21 protein-coding genes and 1 pseudogene are annotated in these 21,424 nt (G+C 66.4%); 15 read left to right on the forward strand and 7 right to left on the reverse strand.

The annotated features are described in order from the left end of the window. From C4K39_RS10875 to C4K39_RS32360, 11 genes and pseudogenes are all read left to right on the forward strand, one after another. On the forward strand, positions 1-1,341 hold the full coding sequence (locus C4K39_RS10875; RefSeq protein WP_124346333.1) for an amino acid adenylation domain-containing protein: 1,341 nt from the start codon (positions 1-3) through the stop codon (positions 1,339-1,341). A 16-nt stretch (positions 1,342-1,357) separates the two neighbouring features. Continuing rightward, a complete protein-coding gene (locus C4K39_RS10880; protein ID WP_083236086.1) occupies positions 1,358-2,002 on the forward strand; it encodes a hypothetical protein in 645 nt (214 codons plus the stop codon). Positions 2,003-2,016: 14 nt separating this feature from the next. Further along, the gene (locus tag C4K39_RS10885; RefSeq protein WP_124346334.1) at positions 2,017-2,808 is read left to right on the forward strand and encodes a nucleotidyltransferase domain-containing protein; all 792 of its coding nucleotides are present in this window, start codon (positions 2,017-2,019) and stop codon (positions 2,806-2,808) included. 8 nt (positions 2,809-2,816) lie between these two features. Next, the gene (gene rtcA, locus C4K39_RS10890; RefSeq protein WP_124346335.1) at positions 2,817-3,848 is read left to right on the forward strand and encodes an RNA 3'-terminal phosphate cyclase; all 1,032 of its coding nucleotides are present in this window, start codon (positions 2,817-2,819) and stop codon (positions 3,846-3,848) included. 36 nt (positions 3,849-3,884) lie between these two features. Further along, on the forward strand, positions 3,885-4,520 hold the full coding sequence (locus C4K39_RS10895) for a glutathione S-transferase family protein (protein ID WP_124346336.1): 636 nt from the start codon (positions 3,885-3,887) through the stop codon (positions 4,518-4,520). A gap of 81 nt (positions 4,521-4,601) precedes the next feature. Continuing rightward, complete coding sequence (locus tag C4K39_RS10900) at positions 4,602-5,690, forward strand: M50 family metallopeptidase (RefSeq protein WP_068589177.1); 1,089 nt, start codon at positions 4,602-4,604, stop codon at positions 5,688-5,690. A gap of 101 nt (positions 5,691-5,791) precedes the next feature. After that, positions 5,792-6,085 carry a DUF3144 domain-containing protein gene (locus C4K39_RS10905; RefSeq protein WP_068589176.1) on the forward strand — a complete coding sequence of 98 codons (294 nt, stop codon included), beginning with the start codon at positions 5,792-5,794 and terminating at the stop codon, positions 6,083-6,085. 203 nt (positions 6,086-6,288) lie between these two features. Further along, a complete protein-coding gene (locus C4K39_RS10910) occupies positions 6,289-6,705 on the forward strand; it encodes a fascin domain-containing protein (protein ID WP_053138426.1) in 417 nt (138 codons plus the stop codon). 250 nt (positions 6,706-6,955) lie between these two features. Beyond that, on the forward strand, positions 6,956-7,120 hold the full coding sequence (locus tag C4K39_RS10915; protein WP_176719827.1) for a hypothetical protein: 165 nt from the start codon (positions 6,956-6,958) through the stop codon (positions 7,118-7,120). A 413-nt stretch (positions 7,121-7,533) separates the two neighbouring features. Continuing rightward, positions 7,534-7,881: pseudogene (locus C4K39_RS32355) on the forward strand (cache domain-containing protein); the annotation flags it as partial. Positions 7,882-8,001: 120 nt separating this feature from the next. Further along, positions 8,002-9,291, forward strand: a complete 1,290-nt coding sequence (locus tag C4K39_RS32360) for a methyl-accepting chemotaxis protein (RefSeq protein ID WP_496197118.1) — start codon at positions 8,002-8,004, stop codon at positions 9,289-9,291. A 92-nt stretch (positions 9,292-9,383) separates the two neighbouring features. Here the strand turns inward: C4K39_RS32360 and C4K39_RS10925 are convergent, their stop codons facing one another. Then, positions 9,384-9,812, reverse strand: a complete 429-nt coding sequence (locus C4K39_RS10925) for a hypothetical protein (protein ID WP_068589169.1) — start codon at positions 9,810-9,812, stop codon at positions 9,384-9,386. A 118-nt stretch (positions 9,813-9,930) separates the two neighbouring features. Next, complete coding sequence (locus C4K39_RS10930; RefSeq protein WP_068589166.1) at positions 9,931-10,824, reverse strand: LysR family transcriptional regulator; 894 nt, start codon at positions 10,822-10,824, stop codon at positions 9,931-9,933. Positions 10,825-10,956: 132 nt separating this feature from the next. Between C4K39_RS10930 and C4K39_RS10935 the strand changes: the two genes are divergently transcribed. Then, complete coding sequence (locus C4K39_RS10935; protein ID WP_124346338.1) at positions 10,957-12,393, forward strand: MFS transporter; 1,437 nt, start codon at positions 10,957-10,959, stop codon at positions 12,391-12,393. Positions 12,394-12,429: 36 nt separating this feature from the next. Next, entirely contained in the window at positions 12,430-14,151 is a 1,722-nt protein-coding gene (locus C4K39_RS10940) for an alkaline phosphatase D family protein (protein ID WP_068589159.1), read from the forward strand. A 150-nt stretch (positions 14,152-14,301) separates the two neighbouring features. On the opposite strand, the gene lysA is transcribed toward C4K39_RS10940, so the two are convergent. After that, positions 14,302-15,534: a diaminopimelate decarboxylase gene (gene lysA, locus C4K39_RS10945; RefSeq protein ID WP_068589156.1), complete on the reverse strand. Its 1,233-nt coding sequence runs from the start codon at positions 15,532-15,534 to the stop codon at positions 14,302-14,304. A gap of 130 nt (positions 15,535-15,664) precedes the next feature. Between lysA and C4K39_RS10950 the strand changes: the two genes are divergently transcribed. Next, positions 15,665-16,588, forward strand: a complete 924-nt coding sequence (locus C4K39_RS10950; protein WP_124346339.1) for a LysR family transcriptional regulator — start codon at positions 15,665-15,667, stop codon at positions 16,586-16,588. A gap of 122 nt (positions 16,589-16,710) precedes the next feature. On the opposite strand, the gene C4K39_RS10955 is transcribed toward C4K39_RS10950, so the two are convergent. Genes C4K39_RS10955 through C4K39_RS10965 form a run of 3 tightly spaced genes read right to left on the reverse strand, consistent with a single transcriptional unit; the run spans position 16,711 to position 19,294 of the window. Beyond that, positions 16,711-17,889, reverse strand: a complete 1,179-nt coding sequence (locus tag C4K39_RS10955; protein ID WP_124346340.1) for an acetyl-CoA C-acetyltransferase — start codon at positions 17,887-17,889, stop codon at positions 16,711-16,713. A 10-nt stretch (positions 17,890-17,899) separates the two neighbouring features. Beyond that, positions 17,900-18,559 (reverse strand): CoA transferase subunit B, encoded by a 660-nt coding sequence (locus C4K39_RS10960; protein WP_068587730.1) that lies wholly within the window; start codon positions 18,557-18,559, stop codon positions 17,900-17,902. 36 nt (positions 18,560-18,595) lie between these two features. Beyond that, positions 18,596-19,294: a CoA transferase subunit A gene (locus C4K39_RS10965; protein ID WP_124346341.1), complete on the reverse strand. Its 699-nt coding sequence runs from the start codon at positions 19,292-19,294 to the stop codon at positions 18,596-18,598. A 266-nt stretch (positions 19,295-19,560) separates the two neighbouring features. Here C4K39_RS10965 and C4K39_RS10975 point away from each other — a divergent pair, with 266 nt between their 5' ends. Then, entirely contained in the window at positions 19,561-20,460 is a 900-nt protein-coding gene (locus C4K39_RS10975; RefSeq protein ID WP_124346343.1) for a LysR family transcriptional regulator, read from the forward strand. Between the two features lies 1 nt (position 20,461). Here C4K39_RS10975 and C4K39_RS10980 read toward each other — a convergent pair whose 3' ends face one another. Further along, positions 20,462-21,304, reverse strand: a complete 843-nt coding sequence (locus C4K39_RS10980) for an NAD-dependent protein deacetylase (RefSeq protein WP_068587734.1) — start codon at positions 21,302-21,304, stop codon at positions 20,462-20,464. Positions 21,305-21,424 lie beyond the last annotated feature (120 nt).

The following is a 21,424-nucleotide window of genomic DNA, read 5'->3' on the forward strand; positions in this document are numbered from 1 at the left end:
ATGGATGTCATGGATATGCTGGAGTGCCCGCCCGATTGGCACTACCAGCTGAGCGACTACGAAATTGGCCGGATGCGCGAAGTCTGGCAAACCCGGGACGAACACGATGCCTGGCTGGTCCTGAGCGGTTTTGGCAATGGCTTCGTCCGCCAGTCGGCAGTACGACGCCTGGCCCGCCAGCCGTCGGCCGCCGCCCTGGTGGTGCTGCTGGAGCGCCTCAACGATTGGGTGCCCCAGGTTCGCCAGGAGGCGGCTACGGCCGTGGAGCTGTACCTGGTACCTGAACATGGCGCCTTGTGGTTGCAGGTCTTGGGTCCGCTGCTGGCCTTGACCGCCAAGCAGCGGGTCAGCCACGGGGCGACCCTGGAACGGGCACGAGCGGTGCTGCAGTTGCCGCAAGTACGAGGCAAGGTCGAGCAGGCCTTTGCCGCGTGCCGGGGCCGGGCCGCACGGTTCGTCTTCGAGCTGTTGCTGGACAGTGGCGCGAATCGCCCGGCCCTGCTGGCCCAGGCCCTGGGCCATGGCGAGGTCAGCGTGCGGCAGATGGCGGTGGACGCCTGCGCCGAACTGGCTAAAGAGCAGGCCCGGCCGTTGCTGGAGCAGGTCATGCGGACCTCGGGCGCTAGCGTGCGGGTCAAGGCCCTGCGCTTGTTGCTGCCGCTGTTGGACGACCCGCGCGAGCAATTGCGCCAGGCCTTGCTCGACCCCTCGGCAGCCCTGCGTGGCCTGGGGCATTGGGCGGCGCCACGCTATGGCCTGGAGCCACGGGAAGTGCTGCTGGCCCGGGTGCTGCAACCGGCGCCGGCAAACCGGTCGCAGTGGCAAGGCCTGCTGGGCCTGGCCAGGGAACTGCAAGAGCCCCGGGCCGATGCCATGGTGCAACTGGCCCTGGACTCGCCGGCCTTGAACACTCGCCTGCTGGCCCTGCATAGCCTGGGCGAGCGCGGCATGGCCTGGCAGCTCAAGGCCCTGGGCGATGTCTCGGACAAGGTCTTCGAGATGGCGGTCAGCCTGCTGCGCGAACAACCCTGGGCGGTATTCGACGAAGCTCTGGAGCAGTACCTGGATGTTCACTGGCCAGCGCTGCCTGCATGGCGCCAGCGGATGCTGCTGAGTCTCAAACCGGGCTGGCGGCAGCTGGAGTACCTGCTTTGGTGCCTGGACCAGGCTCCACAACAGGCGAGCTACTGGCAGGCGCAATTGGCCGGTTGGTGCAGTGGGCGTTATGCACTGTTCGATCCAGTGACCCCCAAGCCGCTGCGCGAAGCGCTGACCCAGCGGGTACGCATGATGGAAAAGGCCGGAGAATTGCCGGCGGGCTCACTCAAGTGGCTGCCATGAACCAAGGAGAGCAAACATGCTGCCAGCACTGCTGAACCTGCAGGACAACGAGTCGATCCAGGCCCTGCGCCGGCAATTGAAGGAGGCGGACTGCGTGTTCGATTTCGCGGTGCTGGACGTCGCGCCGCAGGCCAGCATCGATCTTGATCTGCATCGCCAGGCCCTTGACGCCTTGTACCTGCAGATAGAAGAGCAGCACCGCGAGGCGCGGCGCCGGCTGATCCAGGAGCATCCGCGCTATGCCGATCTCGGCGAGGCGCCGCCGATGCGCTGGGAAGTGCAGCGGGCCGTGGCTCGGGAGCTGGATGCGCAAGAGATCCAGCGCCTGGGTACAGCCAGTGTGCTACCAGGTCCGCAGGCCTTGTACCAGGCCTTTATCGACCCGCCTTACCGAACGCATTTCCCCGAGGGCGGCGAGCCGCCGGAGGCGATCTTCCAGCGCTGGCTGGCGTTGCTGGGGCTTGAGCCCGAGGCGCAGCCGGTGGTGATCGACTGGGTGAGCGACTTGCAGTTGGAGTGGGAGGTCGAGGGTACTGCGGCGACCGAGGCCTGGAGCGATTATTTCGATGAGGGCCTGGAGTGGTGGGGCGTCTGGTGCCTGAGCATCTGGAACCCCGAGCGCCGGACCTTGGGGGTACTGATGGCCAGTGCCACCGATTGAACAGGAAGCAGGACATGCAAATAGACAAGGAACTTCACCCCCTGGACGACGCCATGCGCGAACGGGTCCTGGAGGAGCTGGCGCGGATCGAGCGCGAGCGCAATGTGCAGGTGCTGTATGCCTGCGAGTCCGGTAGCCGGGCCTGGGGCTTCTCCTCCACCGACAGCGACTACGACGTGCGTTTCATCTACGTGGAGAAACCCGAGTGGTTCATCCAGGTGGACGCCGCGCGGGACGTGATCGAGCGCCCGCTGGACGATGAGCTGGATGTCAGCGGCTGGGAGCTGCGCAAGACCCTGGGGTTGCTGCGCAAGTCCAACCCGACCTTGCTCGAATGGCTCGACTCGCCCCTGGTGTATCGCCGCGAGGTGGCTGCGACCGCGCGTTTGCGCGAGTTGGCCGAGGCCTTCTACAGCCCGCCGGCGGCACGTAACCACTACCTGTCGATGGCCCGGAAGAACTTTCGCGGTTACCTCCAGGGCGACAGCGTGCGGTTCAAGAAATACTTCTATGTGCTGCGACCGTTGCTGGCGGTGCGCTGGATCGACCAGGGCCGGGGCCGACCGCCCATGACCTTCGCCGAGCTGCTGGAGACCGTCGATGATCGGCGCTTGCTGGACGAGGTGGATGAGCTGCTGGACTTGAAGCGTCGTGCCGATGAGTCCGCCTACGGTCCACGGCGCCCGGCGTTGCACGACTTCATCGCCGCCGAGTTGGAGCGCCCGGTGCCGAAGCTTGCGCGCACCCATGAAGACAATGCCCTGCTGGACGCCTACTTGAGAGACACCGTCCGGCACTACGCTTAAGGAACATGATGAAACAGGATGTGATCGAGCTGGACGGCGCCATTGGCGGCGGCCAGGTACTGCGCAGTGCCCTGAGCCTGTCGATGCTCACCGGCAAGGCCCTGCGGATCAGCAATATACGCGCCCGGCGCAGCCGTTCGGGCCTGATGCGCCAGCACCTGACGGCGGTCCAGGCCGCTGCCCAGGTGTGTGGGGCCAGGGTCCGGGGGGCCGAGCTGGGCTCCCAGGTGCTGGACTTCGAACCGGGGCCGATCCGTGGCGGTGACTACCGCTTCGCCATCGGCACCGCCGGCAGCTGCACCCTGGTGTTGCAGACCTTGCTGCCGGCCTTGCTCCAGGCCCCGGAACCCAGCCGGGTGACGGTTACCGGCGGCACCCATAATCCCCTGGCACCACCGGCGGACTTCCTCCAGCAATCCTGGCTGCCGCAGCTGCGACGCATGGGCGCGCAGGTCGAGTTGCAGTTGCTGCGCCATGGTTTCGTACCGGCTGGCGGTGGCGAGCTGGAACTGTTGGTCCGGCCTTCGCCCCTGCAGCCTGTGCATCTGCAAGAGCGTGGCGCCTTGCTCGGGCGTAGGGCCTGGGCCCTGAGCGCCGGCTTGCCGGAACATGTGGCCGAGCGTGAGCTGCGGCGGGTGGGCAATCGCCTGGGGCTGTCCCGGGAGGAGCTGCAAGACGTGCAGTTGGATGAGCAATACGGCCCGGGCAATGTGCTGTTGCTGGAGTTTGCCTACGAGCACCTGACCGAGCTGTTCTGCGGTTTCGCCCAGAACGGCCTGCGGGCCGAAAGCGTCGCCGATGCTGCCATCGACCAGGCCCGGGAATGGCTGGCCTCCGGCGCGGTGGTGGCCGAATGCCTGGCCGACCAGTTGTTGCTGCCCATGGCCCTGGCCGGTGGTGGCAGCTTCACCACGCCGCGCCTGACCAATCATCTGGCGAGCAACATCCAGGTGATCGAAGCCTTCCTGCCGGTGCGCTTCCAGACGCGCTCCCTGGGCGAGCAGGTGCTGCACGTGGAGTGTCGTTCCCAGGACCGATAGGCGTAGAGTGCCCCGGTCAACCTGGAGGTCGCGAAGATGTATCACTTGTATGGAAGCCAGGGCACGGGTTCGGCCATGGTGGAGATTGCCCTGGAGTATTGCCAGGCGCCGTACCGCTGCATCGAGGCCGCGCCCTGGCAAGCCAGCCCGGGGCGGGATGCCCTGGAGCGGCTCAATCCGTTGGTGCAGATTCCCACCTTGCAACTGCCCGACGGCAGCATCCTCACGGAAAGCGCGGCGATCCTGATCCACCTCGGGTTGCAGTTCGCCGATTCCGGGTTGCTGCCGACCCAGGCCTCGGCGCGGGCCCAGGTCATTCGTGGCTTGGTGTACATCGCCGCCAACTGCTATTCGGCGATCGGCATTCTCGACTACCCGGGGCGTTGGGTGAGCGATGCCGATCCGGCGTTGGAGGCGCGGGTGCGCGAGGCGACCGGGCAGCGCCTGCACCACGCCTGGGAGCTGTTCGCCCGCCAGTTCGTCCCACGGCCTTTCCTGGGTGGCGCCGCACCCGGGGCCCTGGATATCCAGGCGGCGGTGGTGTCGCGCTGGGGCGGCGCCAGGGACGCGCTGCGCCACAGCCAGCCGGACTTCGTGGCGTTGCTCGAGCGCATCGAGCACGAGCCCCGAGTGGCCCCGGTGCTGGCCCGGCACTGGCCCGAATCCCGCTGAGAGCCGGCTTGAGGTGTCGGGGGCAAAGCTGGCAGTCTGCGCGCCCGGATTCCCCAAGGTTCACTTCGAGGACGTTACGCAATGGATGGCAAGCACTGGCCCAAGGCCCTGAACCGACTGCTGCTGATGGTGCAAGGCGCCGTGGTGATCAGTGGTTGGTTCAGTGCCACCTTCGTCATCGGCACCAGCAGCGGCCGGCCATTGCTGGGGCTGTGCCTGGCCTTGGCGCTGGGGATCCTGGGCATCTTCGTGCATGAGGCCGGGCACTACCTGGCGGCCCGCTGGTGGGGCATGCCGGTGCTGTCGATGCGGCTCACCGTCCTCGAACTCCAGGCGCGGCGGCGTGGCTGGCGGCTTCGCCTGCGCAAGTGCCTGGGCGGTTATGTGATGGCGGCAAGCAACCTGCAACGCTCGCTGCGCGGGCAATGGCTGGCGGTGGCGTTCTGCGGTCCATTGCTGAACCTGCTGGCGGGCCTGGCCGCCCTGGGCCTCGGACTCGCCTGGCCTGGGTTGTCCGGCGCGGTGCTCCTGGGGTTTGCCGCGATCAACCTGGCGTTGGGAGTGGCCAATCTCATTCCGACCCTGGGGACCATGCCCAGCGACGGCCTGCTGCTGTGGCGCTGGTTCACTCATCGTGACGACCAGCTAGCGGAACTGGCCTACGCCCGATTGCTGGCCCTGAGCGTGGCCGGAGCCACCAGTGGGCAGTTGCCGCAAGCGGACCTCGAACACCTGGACCAGGCGGCCATGCCCCAGCCCCTGGTCGCCTTCAGCTATCGGCTGGCTGCCCGGCAAGAGCAGGGCGACTGGGCGGCGGCGCAGGCGATGGAACCTGAACTGGAGCGGCTGCTGGAGGGCCGGGCAGGGGAACTGCCTGGCCTGCAAGTGATGGTCGATCTGTTGCGCACGGAACTGGCCTTCTGCCGTGCCTGCCAGCAACGTGATGCGAGCCTGCTGCAAGGGGCTCCGCTGACCGCCGAGGTCGAGTGGTATTCGCCCTGGTTACGGCCGCGGGGCCAGGCCCTGGCGGCATTCCTCGACGGTGATCGGCAGCGGGGCGAGTCGCACCTGGAGCAGGTCCAGCGGCTGGCCGATGACAGCGTGATTTTGTCCCTGGGCAAGAGCGAAGCCTTGTTGGCCGGGCATCTGCGGGCCTTGCCCGGAGCGTAGGGGCGGGGGAGATTGGCGCGGCGCTGAAAACCGTCGGTTTTGCCGGGCAAAGCTCTTATACTCCGGCGCCTCGTTTTCATACCCAGCAAAAGGACTCACCTGTGGCCAACGAACCGGATCACGAATTCTACGATCGCGCCGACGCCATCATCGACCTGGCCAATTCCCAGGTCGCCACCTGCGGCCGTGGCAAGGTCAGCGCCTCGCTGATGTACGCCAATGCCCGTTTCTGCGCATTCATCCGCGCCACCGGCTGCCGTGACGCCGAGGAAATGGCCGCTTCCAAGCAGCAGACGCTGGACTACTTCGTCGATCAGTTCCGCCACATGCTCGACGAGCACTTGACGGACTACGCCGAGAACTTCGCGCAGTACACCCACCGCTCGCCAGAGTGAAGACCGCCGGCGCCGCCTGGCGCCGGGGCACCCAACCGCTGGTCCTGTTCCTGCCAGGAGTCCCGAGGCTTGCCGAGGGGCTCGACTAGACTTCGCTTGCGGCGCGTCTTGCCGGTCGTTGCACCTGTACCAGAGGCCAGCGTCCGGTAGTGGCAGGCGCTGCCTGCAAGCAGGACATACCCAATCAGCAAGGAGTGCCAACCATGATCGTCATTCCACAACGTGTCATCGAAAACGGTAGTGTCATCTCGCTGCGTGGCGACTCGGGCAACTACATGTCGCGCATGGGCGCGACCGGCCTGGAGTTGTCCAAGGGTTCCATCGATCAGTACTGCAAGTTCAAGGTGGTGCTGGTGCAGATCGGCACCGACAAGAAGCTCGCCCTGCAGGGCGATAACGGCAAGTTCATGTCGCGCATGGGGGCCACGGGCCTGGAGCTGTCCAAGGACAGCATCGACCCGTATTGCCAGTTCGCCTACGCCATCGATACGGCCAGCGGCCAGATATCCCTGCGTGGCGACAACGGCAAGTGGATGTCGCGGATGGGCGAGAAGGGCTTGGAGCTGTCCAAGGACGGCATCGATCGCTTCAGCCAGTTCATGCTGGTGCTCGAAGGTTGAGGCGCACGCGATAAGGGCTCAAGCCGCAGGTGGCCATGCTTCTATGGCTCGAGCCTGCGGCTCGGCTTTACCCGCTCCGCGCCAGGACCTCCATCAACTCGCCGCCGTTCTTCACCGCGATCACCGTGGCCAGCAAATCCTCCAGGCAGGTCAGGCTGCCTGAGGTGCGCATGTCCCCCTGCCGTCCCTCGACCTGAAAGCTCCAAGGCCCCCGGCGTCCGCTGCTGGGCAATTCGAACTGCACGCATGGGTGCTCGGCCGGCGCCTCCTGGCCCCGGAACTGGCCGGCTCCCAGGTCCAGATCAATGCGGTGGTGCCGGGGATCGTCGATCCCCCCTTGCACCCGACCGAGCCGCAGACCCGTGCCGCGCTCCAGGCCCTGGCCCCAGCGGGCGTATCGGCGGCGAGACGGTAACGGTGATCCGCCGGCGCGAGCGCGACAGGCGAGGCTGACGCATCGGGCACGCCCTGGCCGCAAGTGAGATTTATGTGAACGATGTCACTCTTTTCTCAAGGGAATCCTGGTCGCGGTCGATAACGTCGGGATGCCTAACTGATACGGAGTTCGTCATGGCTTTGCTTCCGGTTCGTCTGTCTCATCGTTTGACCCTCGGCAGCGTGCTGCTGTTGCTGTTCACGGCGTTGGCGGTTTTTGCCGTGATGACCCTGCGGGGACAACCCAAGGTAGTGGAGGCGAGCTCGGCGTTGATCGAACAGACCGGCAGTGCCATCGTCCGTCAACTGGCCTTGCAGTTGGCGGGAATCGAAGGCGTGACCGTGAGCATGGCGCACATGGTCGAGGGCCTGCCCAAGGAGCCGGAGCTGGTCATGGCCACCGCGCCCAAGGTGATCGACCACGAGAACGACAAGGCCATCGCCGGTGGCGGGATCTGGCCGGAACCCAATGCCTTCGCCCCGGGCGTGGAACGCCGCAGCTTCTTCTGGGGCCGCAGCGACGCGGGCTCGCTGGTGTATTCCGATGACTACAACGTCGCTGGCAGCGCCGGTTATCACCATGAAGCCTGGTACACGGGGGCGCGCAATAGCGCCGCCGGGCACTGCCTGTGGTCCGAGGCCTACCAGGACCCGGTGACCCAGGTGCCGATGACCACCTGCAGCGTGCCCTATCGCCAGGGCGGCGCCTTTGCCGGGGTGGCCACCATCGACCTGCGCCTGGACGATCTCGCGCGCTTCCTCAAGGAACAGGGTTCGGTCACCGGCGGTTATGCCTTCGCCCTGGACCAGGCCGGCAACGTCCTGTACTTCCCCGACGCCCAGGCCAGCGGTGGCGCGCAGATGCTCAGCTTCGACGCCTTGAGCAAGCAGCAGGCCTGGTTGCGCCCGGTGGCCGAGACCCTGGCCAGCGCGGCGCGCCCCGGCCAGGTGCGCAGCCTCGACCTGGACCGCGACGGACGCTTACAGGAAGCGGCGCGGGTCAGCCTGTTCACCATGCCTGGCACCGGTTGGACCATCGGCCTGGTGACTCCAGAGAAACGGGTCACCGGCCTGGCCCGGGCCATGACCACCGAGATCCTGTTGTTCCTCCTGCCATTGCTGGCCCTGTTGCTGTTCTTCGCCTGGCTGGCGGGCAACAAGCTGATTGCCCAGCTCGAGGAAACCACCCGCCAGATCGATGCCCTGGGCAGTGGCCAGGCCACCGACAATGCCGAGCTGCACGTGGATCGGGCCGATGAGATCGGCGCCCTGCGTGGCGCGGTCAACCGCTATGCCGGGCAACTGCGGCAGATGCTGCAGAAGATCGCCAGCGAAGCCCGCCAGTTGCAGAGCGAGGCCGCGCGCCTGGGCGAGTTGAGCAGCACCCTGGCCCGGCGCGCCGAGCAGCAGCGCCAGGAAAACACCCAACTGGCCACGGCCATCACCGAGATGTCCTCCAGTGCCCAGGAAGTGGCGCAGAACACCAACAACTGCGCCGATACCGCGCGCCAGTCGCTGGTGGTGGTGCAGGATGGCCAGCAGCGGGTGGCGGCCAATAGCGAGTCGATCCAGCAACTGTCCACGGAAATGGCCGAGGCAGCCTCGGTGATCCAGCGCCTGGAGCAGGACAGCCAGCAGGTCGGCGCGGTCCTGGACGTGATCAAGGCCATCTCCGAGCAGACCAACTTGCTGGCCCTCAATGCCGCCATCGAGGCGGCCCGGGCCGGCGAACAGGGCCGTGGTTTCGCTGTAGTGGCCGACGAGGTGCGGACCCTGGCCGGGCGTACCCAGACCTCGGCCAACGAGATCAGCGGCATGATCAACGACCTGCAGCAGGCCTCGCGCCAGGCGGTGCAGGCCATCCAGTCCGGCGAGTCACGCACCCGCCAGGCGGTGGGCGAGGCGGCCGGGGCTTCGGACGCGCTGTCCAGTACGGTCAACAGCTTCGATGACATCTCCCAGCGGGCGCAGCAGATTGCCGTGGCGGCGCAGGAGCAGAGCCACGTGACCCAGGAAATCAACGAGCTGGCGGTACGTATCCACAGCATCAGCGAAGACAACGCCCGGGACGCCCAGGCCCTGGACAAGGTCAGCGAGGCCATGCAGGCCTTGTCAGGACGCCTGGCCGATCTCAGTCACGGTCAGATCTGAAGCCGCGCCCGCCCGACCCAGCCAGGGTCGGGCGGGCGGCTTCGGCCTTTTTCGCCGCCGGGCCCGCCGGCGCCGAATCAGCTGTACGCCAGCTATTGCAGCTTGAAGTTCAGCAACAAGCCCAACGCCACACCGAAGAACCCCAGCAGGCCGCTGCCCAGGGCGCTGCGCGGTGGGCGGCGTTTGGCCAGGTAGCGGGCCGCGGCGGCGCCGAGCACCGCGCCAGGGAAGTTGAGCAGGTAGTAGATCCAGCCCAGGGCATCCTGGGGGGTGGTGATCCACAGGCAGAACAGCAACAGGTGGATGGCCAGGGCCAGGGCGGCACCGGCGACCATGGCCGAGGCCGGGCGGGTCAGGAGCAGCAGGCCGAGGACCAGCGCCTGGGGTAGCCAGTAGGCCGCGAAGTTGTCCCAGAAGTAGTCCAGTGGCACCAGGGCCCGGGCAATGGCCAGGGCCAGCCCCAGGGTGACGGCGATGATGGCGGGCAGGTGCCGGAGCGGTAGGCGGTGCAGGAGTGACATGACGACCTCGGGATGGGCGGGCAGGGACTTTTTACGGCTCCTGGCTGTACCTGTCCAGTGTGCCGGGGGTGCTTGCTGGTGTTGGGCGGCCCAACCGTGCTGTGCCTGGCACGGGTGTTCAGGTGGTGCTGCACAGCTCATGCACGCATTGGCGTAGCCAGCGGTGGGCCGGATCGGCTTCCATGCGCGGGTGCCAGAGCAGGGAAATGGTCATCGGCGCGAGCGCCACCGGCAGATTGAAGGCATGCAGGCCGGCCCGCAGGTTGCTGGTGTGGCGCTCGGGCACCATGGCGATCAGGTCCGAGCCCCGGGCCAGGGCCAGGGCGGCGGAGAACCCGCTGACCAGGGCCATCACCTGGCGTGCCAGGCCCAGCTCCTGGAGGGCATCGTCCATGGGGCCGTGGTCGTGCCCCTGGTGGGAGACGAGGATGTGCTGGCCGGCCAGGTACTCGTCGAGGTCGACCGGGCCCCGGCTCAAGGGGTGGCCGGCACGTACCACGCCGACGAAGCGATCGCGAAACAACGCCCGGGTGCGCAGTTCGGGGCTGGTATCGGCATCCACTACTGCGGTTTCCAGATCGATGCTGGCCTCGCGCAGGGGCTGGCTGTCGCGGTCCAGCTTGGGCACGAAATGAATCCGCACGCCCGGTGCTTCCCGCTGCAGGCGGGCGAGCAGTGCCGGGCCAAAATTCTCGACGAAACCGTCGCGACTGCGCAGGGTAAAGGTGCGACGCAACTGCCGCAGGTCGACCTCGGTGGCCGGGCGCAAGGCGGCCAGGGCTTCTTCCACCAGAGGGCCGATCCGCTGGCGCAGTTCCAGGGCCCGGGGCGTGGGCACCAAGCCGCGCCCGGCGCGCACCAGCAGCGGGTCGCCGGTGGCCTGGCGCAGGCGGGTCAGGGCCCGGCTCATGGCCGACGGGCTCAGTTGCAGGCGTGCGGCGGCACGCGCCACGCTGCCTTCGGCCAGCAGCACGTCCAGGGTCAGCAATAGATTCAGATCGGGAGTCGACATGGGCGAAATCTAGCATGGCCGAGCGCGGCTGGCATGGCGTTGCCTGCAGCTATTCACTGCACCTGCCGCGCCTTCCGCCGCCCTTGCAGCCAGCCCAGGCTAGGAGACCGATCACCACGCAGGAGTCGCTGCATGTCCACCCTCGAAGTCGCCCCGCGCCTGGAACCTCTTGCCTCCCGGGCGCGCTGGGCCCTGGCCAGCCTGGCGTTGGCGATGCTGATGCCCTCCCTGGATACCAGTATCGCCAATGCCGGCTTGCCGCAGCTGGCCCAGGCGTTCGATGCCTCCTTCCAGCAGGTGCAATGGGTGGTGCTGGCCTACTTGTTGACGATCACCGTCCTGATCGCCAGTGCCGGACGCCTGGGTGACCTGCTGGGACGGCGGCGGGTACTGTTGGGCGGGATCATGCTGTTCTGCCTGGGATCGCTGGGCTGTGGCCTGGCCCCTGGCCTGCATGGCTTGCTGGCGGCCCGGGCGGTGCAGGGGGCGGGGGCGGCGGCGATGCTGGCGCAAACCCTGGCGCTGGTGGGCGATGTCTTGCCCAAGGGGCGCACCGGTAGCGCCATGGGGCTGCTGGGCACACTATCGGCCCTGGGGACCACCCTGGGGCCTGCGCTGGGCGGGTGGTTGCTGGCCAGCGTCGGTTGGCGCTGGATGTTCCTGGTCAATCTGCCCCTGGGCCTGGTTGCCCTGGTGCTGGCCTGGCGCTGCCTGCCGGAGGATCGCCGTTCGACCGCGAGCGATGGTTTCGACGTGCCCGGAACGTTGCTCCTGGCCTTGGGACTGGGGGCCTATGCCTTGGCCCTGACCCTGGGCCGCAACCTGCTGGCGCCTTTGAACCTGGGGTTGCTGCTGGTGGCCGTGGTCGCGATGGGTGCCTTGCTGTGGGTCGAGCGCCGGGCCCGGGCCCCGCTGTTCCAGCCGGCCCTGCTACAGCGCCGACCACTGCGCGCCAGCCTGCTGACCAGCCTGTTGGTGTCCACGGTGATCATGAGCACCCTGGTGGTAGGGCCGTTCTATCTTTCCCGCGGGTTGGCGCTGCCAACTGTCTGGGTGGGCCTGGGATTGTCCCTGGGGCCCCTGGTGGCGGCCATGGTCGGGGTGCCGGCCGGACGCCTGGTGGATCGCCATGGCCCGCAGTTGCCCTGCCAGGTTGGCTTGTTCGGCATGTTGCTGGGCCTGGGTTTGCTGGTACTGCTGCCGGTGCGCCTGGGACTGACCGGGTACCTGCTGCCGATCACCTTGGTCACCGCCGGTTATGCGCTGTTCCAGGCGGCCAATAATAGTTTGCTGCTGCTCGACGTACCGGCTGCGCAGCGCGGGCTGGCGGCCGGACTCCTGAGTCTGTCGCGCAATCTCGGGTTGATCAGCGGCGCGGCCGCCATGGGTGCGGTGTTCGCCCGGGCTTCCCGGGGCGGTGCGCTGGAGCAGGCCGCAGCCGCTGTGCAGGGCATGCGGGTGACCTTCGGCGTGGCGGCGGTGCTGGTCCTGCTGGCCTTGTTGGTGGCCCTGGTGGCGCGCCGACCGGAGGCGTCGTTCGAGGCTTGCCGGGCACCGCGCCCGGACTAAGCTTGGCTGGCACACCCTGCCAAGGAGCCGGTCATCGTGAGCAGCCTGCGTACCCCTTCGTTAGGCCCGATCGTCGGGCACACCACCGATACGTCCTGTCGCCTGTGGATCGCCGGCTCCGATGCCCTGGACGAGAAGGGCGTGGCCGAGGACATCCGCACCATCGGCGTCATTGGTGTGGTGGGCAGCAATGGCAAGGTCGCCGCCCAGGACATCTTCTATTTCCGCCTGCGCCGCGAGTTCCACCGCACCGGCACCTTCAACCTCGGTGTCGACCTGAGCCTGTGGCGCAACGAAACCGAGCGCAAGCAGCTCAAGCCGTTCCTGCTGAGCCCGGCGACGCGCTACCGGGTACGCATGGCCTCGCTCAACGTCGATGATGCGGGCAGCAACGATGATGCGGTGTCCAGTGAGTCGGTGGTGCAGCGCCTGCCGGCACCCGGGGCCTGGGCCAATGACCTGAACCGCAGTGGGGTGGACAAGAAGTACGTCGAGGCCGAGTTCACCACCCAGGCCAGCGCACCCGCGAAGCCGGCGCCACTGAGTTTCCTGCTGGGTTCGTGTCGTTATCCGGGGTTGCTGTGGAAGCGCAAGAACGCCGATGCGATCTTCGCCCCGATGCTGGCCGATCATGACGATGCGCAATTGGTGCTGATGGTTGGCGACCAGATTTATGCCGACCTGCTCAACCGCCTGGTGCCGATAGGCCTGGCCGATACGTTCGAGGAGTTCGAGGAGCGCTACCACACAGCCTTCGGTTCGCCGAACATCCGCCAGTTGCTGGCGCGCCTGCCGACCTACATGATCCTCGACGATCACGAAATCGAGGATAACTGGACCCAGGACCGCATTCGCAAGGATCGCGGCAAGCGCCTGCTGTTCAACCTGGCCATGGGCGCCTACATGAGCTACCAGTGGAGCCATGGCCCGCGCTTTGCCGACAGCTACGTGCACGGGCGCGGCATGTCGGGCGACGACCTGTACTTGCAGCAGTTGCAGACCAACCAGCTGTTCTATGACTTTTCCTGTGTCGACTATCCGTTTTTTGTCCTCGATACCCGCACCCAGCGCTTCCTCGACGACGTCCCGGATGCCCTGGAGGACAACCACCTGCTGGGCCGGCCATCACTGCATCGCAGCGAGCCCGGCCAGCTCGATCGCCTGTGTGCGTGGCTGCGGCACATGCAGGCGGATCGAGGCAACCAGCCGAAGTTCATCGTCACCTCCAGCGTCTTCGTGCCCAACGGCGTGGATACCCTGGGCAGCGACAGCGATGCGCTGCGCCACAAGAACGACAGCGATGCCTGGGCAGCATTTCCCAGCACTCGCCGTGCGGTGCTGGACACCCTGCTCAAGTACCAGGTGCAGAACGTGGTGTTCCTGTCCGGAGATATCCACTGTTCGAACATTTCCCGGTTGCAGTTCAGTGGGGCGGGCAAGGACTTGGTGGCCTACGCGGTGACCTCATCGGCGTTCTACTGGCCCTTTCCCTTCGCCGATGGTGATCCGGCCGGCTATGTGCACGACTCCCAGGCGCCAGCCACGCCCGACGGCTTTGCCCTGGCGGGCGGCGAGACCATGCATTACCGCACCTGGGCCTTCACCCAGGCCGATAACTTTGCACGGATCGACCTACAGCCGGGCAGCGCCGAAATGCAGGTGCAGTTCTACGGTGCCGATGGTGCACCCCTGGTGACCCGCAAGCAGGACGACGCCATGAACGACCGGCCGGAACGACTGCAACTGGCGCCTTGGTAGGTTAATGCCGATCAGTTAATGGAACTGTAGGCGCTTGGCTCGCCCGCGATAGAATTCAGAGCGCCGGGTTTATCCGGTAGACACCCGCTACCGCTAACGAGCATCGACCGGCGGCTCCTACAGGGGATCCAATCCCAGTGACAGGTCCAGTTACAGCCCCAGTTCCAGTGCCAGCAGGTCGGCCAGCGGCTGGCGCCGGCGGATCAGGCGCGGTTGGCCGTTTTCGAACAGCACCTCAGGCAGCAGGGTCCGGCTGTTGTAGTTCGAAGACATGCTGGCGCCGTAGGCCCCGGTGTCGTGCAGTACCAGCAGGTCGCCGACCTGGGCCTGGGGCAGCAGGCGCGGGGTCAGGCACTCGTCGTCCTGGGTGAAGATATCGCCGGACTCGCACAGCGGGCCGCCGACCACGGTCGGTCGTTGCGGGCGTTGGACCGCTTGGCCATTGGCGTCCAGCAGGCTCATGCCGTGGTAGGCGCCGTACATGGCAGGGCGCATCAGGTCGTTGAAGCCAGTGTCCACCAGCACGAAGTGATGCTGGCCGGCATCCTTGACCACCCGTACCTCGCTGACCAGGCAACCGGCCTCGGCCACCAGGAAGCGCCCGGGTTCGATTTCCATGTGCACGCCGTGGCCCAGGTAGGCCTCGATTTCCTCGCGGGCGACTTTCCAGGCGTTGGCGTAGCGTTGCACGTCCACCGGGGTGTCGCCGTCGCGGTAAGGGGTGGACAGGCCGCCGCCGATGGAGAAGGCCTCGATGTCGTGGTCCAGGGACTTGACCGCCGCGACCATGGCCGCGCCCACCTGTTCCAGGTGGTCGTAGTCGACCCCGGAACCAATGTGCATGTGCAGGCCCACCAGGTGCAGGTTGTGCTGGCGGATCACCGCCAGGGCCTCACCCACCTGGTCGTGCCAGATACCGTGCTTGCTGTTTTCCCCGCCGGTGTTGGTCTTGCGGCTGTGGCCATGGCCGAACCCGGGATTGATCCGCAACCAGACACGATGCCCGGGGGACTGTTCGCCCAACTGGCGGAGCATGTCGATGGAGCCGGCATTGACCTCTACTTGCAGTTCCACCACACGCTTGAGAGTGGCCTCGTCGAACAGGTCGCAGGTGAAGACGATCCCGCCGTTGGCCGGGCTGAAACCGGCCAGCAGGGCCCGCTCGATCTCACCCAGGGAGACCGCATCGACCCGCACCCCGGCTTCGCGGATCAGGCGCAGCAGGTGCAGATTGGACGAAGCCTTCTGGGCGTAGCGCACCACGTCGAAGGCTTGCAGTTGGGCGATACGCGCCTGGAGGGTGGCGGCGTCGTAGCACCACAGCGGGGTGCCGTATTGGCGGGCGACAGCGGCGAGTTGGGCGGGGGAGAAGGGAATGGCCATGGCGAATGCAATCTGTGGTCGATGAAAGTGTGAGCAGCATGCCGCTTGCTGGTCATTCAAGAAAATATCTATTCTTTGTCACCTGATTCAGTTCTGATATGGATCGATCGATTCAACGAGCCCTACCGTCATGGATATCTCCCTACGGCACATCGAAGTGTTCCGCGCCATCATGCAGGCCGGTAGCGTGACGGGCGCCGCGCGCCTGCTGTTTACCTCGCAGCCCACGGTGAGCCGCGAGCTGGCGCGCCTGGAAAGTCTTTCCGGCCTGCGCCTGTTCGATCGCGAAGGCGGGCGCCTGCTGCCCACAGCCCAGGCCCTGCTGTTGCTGGAGGAAGTGGAGCGGGCCTATGTCGGCCTGGAGCGGATCAACAGCGTGGCGCGCTCGATCCGCCGCTTCGAGCACGGCCAGCTGAGCCTTTGCTGCCTGCCGCTGTTTTCCCAGACCCTGCTGCCCCCAGTGTGCAAGGACTTCCAGGCCCGGCATCCGGGCATCGGCCTGAGCATCAGCGCCCAGGAATCGCCGCTGCTGGAGGAGTCCCTCAGCGCCCAGCGCCATGACCTGGGCCTGACCGAAAGCGAGCATCTGCCCCGGGGTACCCACGGCGAGTTGCTGTTCTGTGCCGACATGGTCTGCATCCTGCCCGAGGCCCATCCGTTGCTGGCCAAGGCGCGGCTGTCGGTGGCGGACTTTGGCGGGCAGAACTTCATCAACCTCTCGGGCCTGGATATCTACCGCCAGAGCCTGGACGAGCATTTTCGCCAGGCCGGGGTCGATCGCCGGGTGGTGGTCGAGACCACCAATGCCGCCTCGGTGTGCGCCATGGTGCGCCAGCAGCTGGGGGTGGCGATCATCAATCCGTTGAGTGCCATGGAGGAGGCGGGGCGAGGGTTGGCGATCAGGCCGTTGCAACTGTCGGTGCCTTACAAGGTGATGCTGGTGCGTCCGGATTATCGGCCCTCGTCGAGTTTCGTCGAAGGGTTTTGCCAGTCGTTGCGTCAGCAAGCGACGCGCCTGGCCGGGCAACTCAAGGACCTGGTGGAAGGGCGCTAGGGGAGAGGGGATCCCGGTGCGTGAGCACCGGGAGGGCAGGCAGGCCGGTGGATGTCGTGGGTCCGCCGGCTTGCCGATGCTCGTGGTGGTGCGGGCCACCAGGGTGGCCCGCAGGAGAGGTCTTAGCGCTCGATGGCCAGGGCCACGCCCTGGCCGCCGCCGATGCACAAGGTGGCCAGGCCTTTCTTGGCATCGCGCTTGAGCATTTCATGCAGCAGGGTCACCAGCACCCGGCAGCCCGAGGCGCCGATCGGGTGGCCGATGGCGATCGCACCGCCATTGACGTTGACCTTGGCCGGGTCCCATTCCAGCTCCTTGCCCACCGCCAGCGATTGCGCGGCGAAGGCTTCGTTGGCTTCGATCAGGTCCAGTTGGCCCAGGGTCCAGCCGGCTTTCTCCAGGCAGCGGCGGGTGGCCGCGACCGGGCCGATGCCCATGATCGCCGGGTCGACCCCGGCGTTGGCGTAGGCGGCCACTTTCGCCAGTACCGGCAGGCCCAGGGCACGGGCCTTGCTGGCGCTCATGAGGATCACCGCGGCGGCGCCGTCGTTGAGCGAAGAGGCATTGCCGGCGGTGACGCTGCCGTCTTTCTTGAACGCCGGCTTGAGCTTGCCCAGGGCTTCGGCGGTGGTGCCGGCCCGGGGTTGCTCATCGGTGGCGAAGGCCACGGGGTCGCCCTTGCGCTGGGGGATCAGAATCGGCGTGATCTCGTCGACGAAGCGCCCGGCCTCGATGGCGGCCGCGGCTTTTTGCTGGGAGGCGGCGGCGAAGGCGTCCTGGGCTTCACGGCTGATGCCGTACTTGTCCACCAGGTTCTCGGCGGTGATGCCCATGTGGTAGTCGTTGAAGGCATCCCACAGGCCGTCGCTGATCATGCTGTCGATCATCTGGCTGTGGCCCATGCGCAGGCCGGTGCGGGCGCCGGGCAGGACGTAGTTGGCCAGGCTCATGTTTTCCTGGCCGCCGGCGATGATCACTTCGGCATCGCCGCAGCGGATGGCCTGGGCGCCCAGGTGCAGGGCCTTGAGGCCGGAGCCGCAGACCTTGTTCAGGGTCATGGCGGGCACGGCGTGGGGCAGGCCGGCCTTGATCGCGGCCTGGCGGGCGGGGTTCTGCCCGGCGCCGGCGGTGAGTACCTGGCCCATGATGACTTCGTCGACCTGGGCCGGGTCGATGCCGGTCTGGGCCAGCAGTTGGCGGATCACCGCGGCGCCCAGGTCGACGGCGGGAATGGCCGCGAGCGAACCCTGGAAGCTGCCTACGGCGGTACGGGTAGCGGCAACGATTACGACGTCTTGCATGATGGGCTCCTCAGGAGAACTGCATTTCGGGAACATGGTCCGGCACGATCAACTTGCCGGCGGTCTTGCTGACGATTTCCTCGACGCTGACCCCGGGGGCGCGTTCCTTGAGGATGAAGGCGCCGTCCTCGATTTCAAGGTAGGCCAGGTCGGTGAGTACGCGCTTGATGCACTGCGCACCGGTCAGCGGCAGGCTGCAGCGGCTGAGCAGCTTGGACTCGCCGTCCTTGGAGGCGTGGGTCATGGTGACGATGATGTTGTCGGCACCGGCCACCAGGTCCATGGCGCCGCCCATGCCCTTGACCAGCTTGCCGGGGATCATCCACGAGGCGATGTTGCCTTGTACATCCACTTCGAAGGCACCGAGCACCGTGAGGTCGATGTGGCCGCCGCGGATCATCGCGAAGGACTCGGCGGAGGAGAAGATCGAAGCGCCGATGCGTGCGGTCACGGTCTGCTTGCCGGCGTTGATCATGTCGGCGTCGATCTGGTCCTCGGTGGGGAAGGCGCCCATGCCCAGGAGGCCGTTTTCCGATTGCAGCATGACTTCCATGCCGTCGGGGATGTAGTTGGCCACCAGGGTCGGGATACCGATGCCCAGGTTCACGTAGTAGCCGTCCTGCAATTCGCGGGCGACGCGCTGAGCCATTTGTTCGCGGGTAAGAGCCATGTTTATTGTCCTTTTAGTCGGGCTGGGGAAGGGCGATCACTTGCGCACGGTGCGCTGTTCGATGCGCTTCTCGAAGGTGCCGCAGATGACTCGGTCGACATAGATGCCCGGGGTATGGATATGCGCTGGGTCCAGTTCGCCCGGCTCGACGATTTCTTCCACCTCGACCACGGTGATCTTGCCGGCGGTGGCCGCCAGGGGATTGAAGTTCTGCGCGGTATGGCGATAGATCACGTTGCCGAAATGGTCGGCCTTCCAGCCCTTGACGATGGCGAAGTCGCCGGTGATGGACTCTTCCATCAGGTAGGTGCGGCCGTTGAACTCGCGGGTTTCCTTGCCTTCGGCCACGGGAGTACCGACGCCGGTGGCGGTGAAGAAGGCCGGGATGCCGGCCCCGCCTGCGCGCATCTTCTCCGCCAGGGTGCCCTGGGGCGTCAGCGCCACTTCGATCTCGCCGCTGAGCAGCTGCTGCTCGAACAGGGCGTTCTCGCCGACGTAGGAGGCCACCACCTTGCTGATCTGGCGGTCTTCGAGCAGCACGCCCAGGCCAAAGCCGTCGACGCCGCAGTTGTTGGATACCACGGTCAGGTCGCGGGTACCGCGACGCTTGATCTCGGCGATCAGGTTCTCGGGAATGCCGCACAGGCCGAAGCCACCGGCGATCACGGTCATGCCATCTTGCAGACCTTCCAGGGCTTCCTCGTAGGACGCCACGCGCTTATCGAAACCTGCCATATGCACCATCCTCTTTCTTGTTCGTTGGCGGCTGGCCAGCCGTTGGTGGAATCAGTGTTGCGCCATGGGATTGATTTGTTAAGTTGATTTTTAAGGTTGATTGATTTGAAAAACAGCATAATGAGCTGCAAGCTGCAAGCTGCAAGCTGCAAGCTGCAAGCTGCAAGCTGCAAGCTGCAAGCTGCAAGCTGCAAGCTGCAAGCTGCAAGCTGCAAGCTGCAAGCTTATAGCTTGTGGCCTGTCGCTGCGCCTCCTGAGGATGATGGATGACGGTCAAACAGATTCGGGCCTTCCTGGCGGTGGCCCACAGCATGAGTTTCGCCCTGGCCTGCGAGCGCCTGCACCTGTCGCAGTCGGCCCTGAGCCTGACGATCAAGGCCCTGGAAGAGGGCCTGGGCGGACGCCTGTTTACGCGTAACACGCGCAACGTCGCCCTGACGCCCGAGGGCGAGGCGCTGTTGCCCCTGGCCCGGCGCCTGATCGCTGACTGGGATAACGCCGAGGATGAAATGCGCCAGCGCTTTACCCTGCAGCGCGGGCGGGTGACCCTGGCGGCCATGCCTTCCTTTGCCGGCAACCTGTTGCCACCGATTCTCAAGCAATTTCGCGCTCGCTACCCGCAGGTCAACGTCACGGTCGACGATGTGATCAACGAGCAGGTGCTGGAGATGGTCCGCGATCGCGAGGTCGAGTTGGGGGTAGCCTTCGAGCCGCAGGACAACACTTCGCTGGTGTTCACCCCGCTGTACATCGATCGTTTCGTCGCCGTGGTGCCCAGGGACTCGCCGCTGGCCGGGCGTCATGAAATCGACTGGCAGACGCTGTTGCAGGAACCCTTCATCACTCTGCAGCGCCCGTCCACGGTGCGGGTCATGCTTGAGGAACACCTGCGGGCCCGGGGCGTGCAATTGCCGGTGGAGTTCGAGAGTCACCAGTTGGCGACGGTGGGGCGCATGGTTGCCAGTGGCCTGGGGGTGAGTGCGGTGCCGGCCTTGTGTGCCGGGCAGATGCGGGAGTTGGGCGGGCACTGCATCACCCTGGGCGAACCGGTGGTGGAGCGGGCCATCGGTGTGCTGACCAAGCCGGGGGATGAGCTGTCCACGGCGGCCCAGGCCCTGTTCGACATCCTGCGCGAGGCCAGGCTCGGCGAGCGCTTGCCCGTTTGACTCAGCCTTTCAGGCGCTCGGCCAGCCAGGGCAGGACCTGGTCGCAGGGCTGCTCCAGCTTGAGGTCCAGCAAGGCATCGGCGCGGGTCTTGCCGAAATTGATGGCCAGCAGCGGCTTGCCTTGCTCGACCACGGCGCGACACAGGCGAAAGGCCGAATAGGCCATCAGCGACGATCCCACCACCAGCAGGCCGCCAGCTTCGTGTACCGCGCTCCAGGCTTGGGCTGCCGTAGCCTGGGCCACGTTCTCGCCGAAAAACACCACGTCGGGCTTGAGCCGCGTGCCCTGGCAGTGGGGGCAATGGGGCACCTGGAAGCGTGCCTCGAAAGCCGGGTCCAGCAGGGTATCGCCATCGGGCGCCTGCACCGCGTCGACGCCGGCCAGGTACGGGTTTTGCGTCTCCAACTGCTGCTGGATGGCATCGCGCTCGCTGCGCTGGCCACAGTCCAGGCAGCGCACCCAGTGCAGGCTGCCATGGAGCTCGATGACCCCGGGGCTGCCGGCCTGGTCGTGCAGGGTGTCGACGTTCTGGGTGATCACTCCAGCGATCCGCCCTGCGGCCTGCAATTGCGCCAGCGCCAGGTGCGCAGCGTTCGGTCGCGCCTGGCGGATGCGCGGCCAGCCGAGCATGGCCCGGGCCCAATAGCGCCGGCGGGCTTCGCCCTGGTTGAGAAACTCCTGGTACATCATCGGTTGTCGCCCACGGCGCACGCCTTCGCTGTCGCGATAGTCGGGGATGCCCGAGGGGGTACTGATGCCCGCCCCGGTGAGGACCATGAACGGCTGGGCGTCCATGACGGTGGCCAGTGGTTCCAGGGAGGATGTGGCGGCAGGTGGGTTCATGCTCGGGGCTCGTTCAGGCAGGCCTGGTAGAAATAGCCGCAAAGCCGCTGTTGCGCCAGCGTGTGCTGACAGGGCGGTAAACCTGGGGCGGGGGGGCTGGGGACCTGCCGCAGGGCGTGG

This window comes from Pseudomonas sessilinigenes (genome assembly GCF_003850565.1).
GTDB lineage: Bacteria > Pseudomonadota > Gammaproteobacteria > Pseudomonadales > Pseudomonadaceae > Aquipseudomonas > Aquipseudomonas sessilinigenes.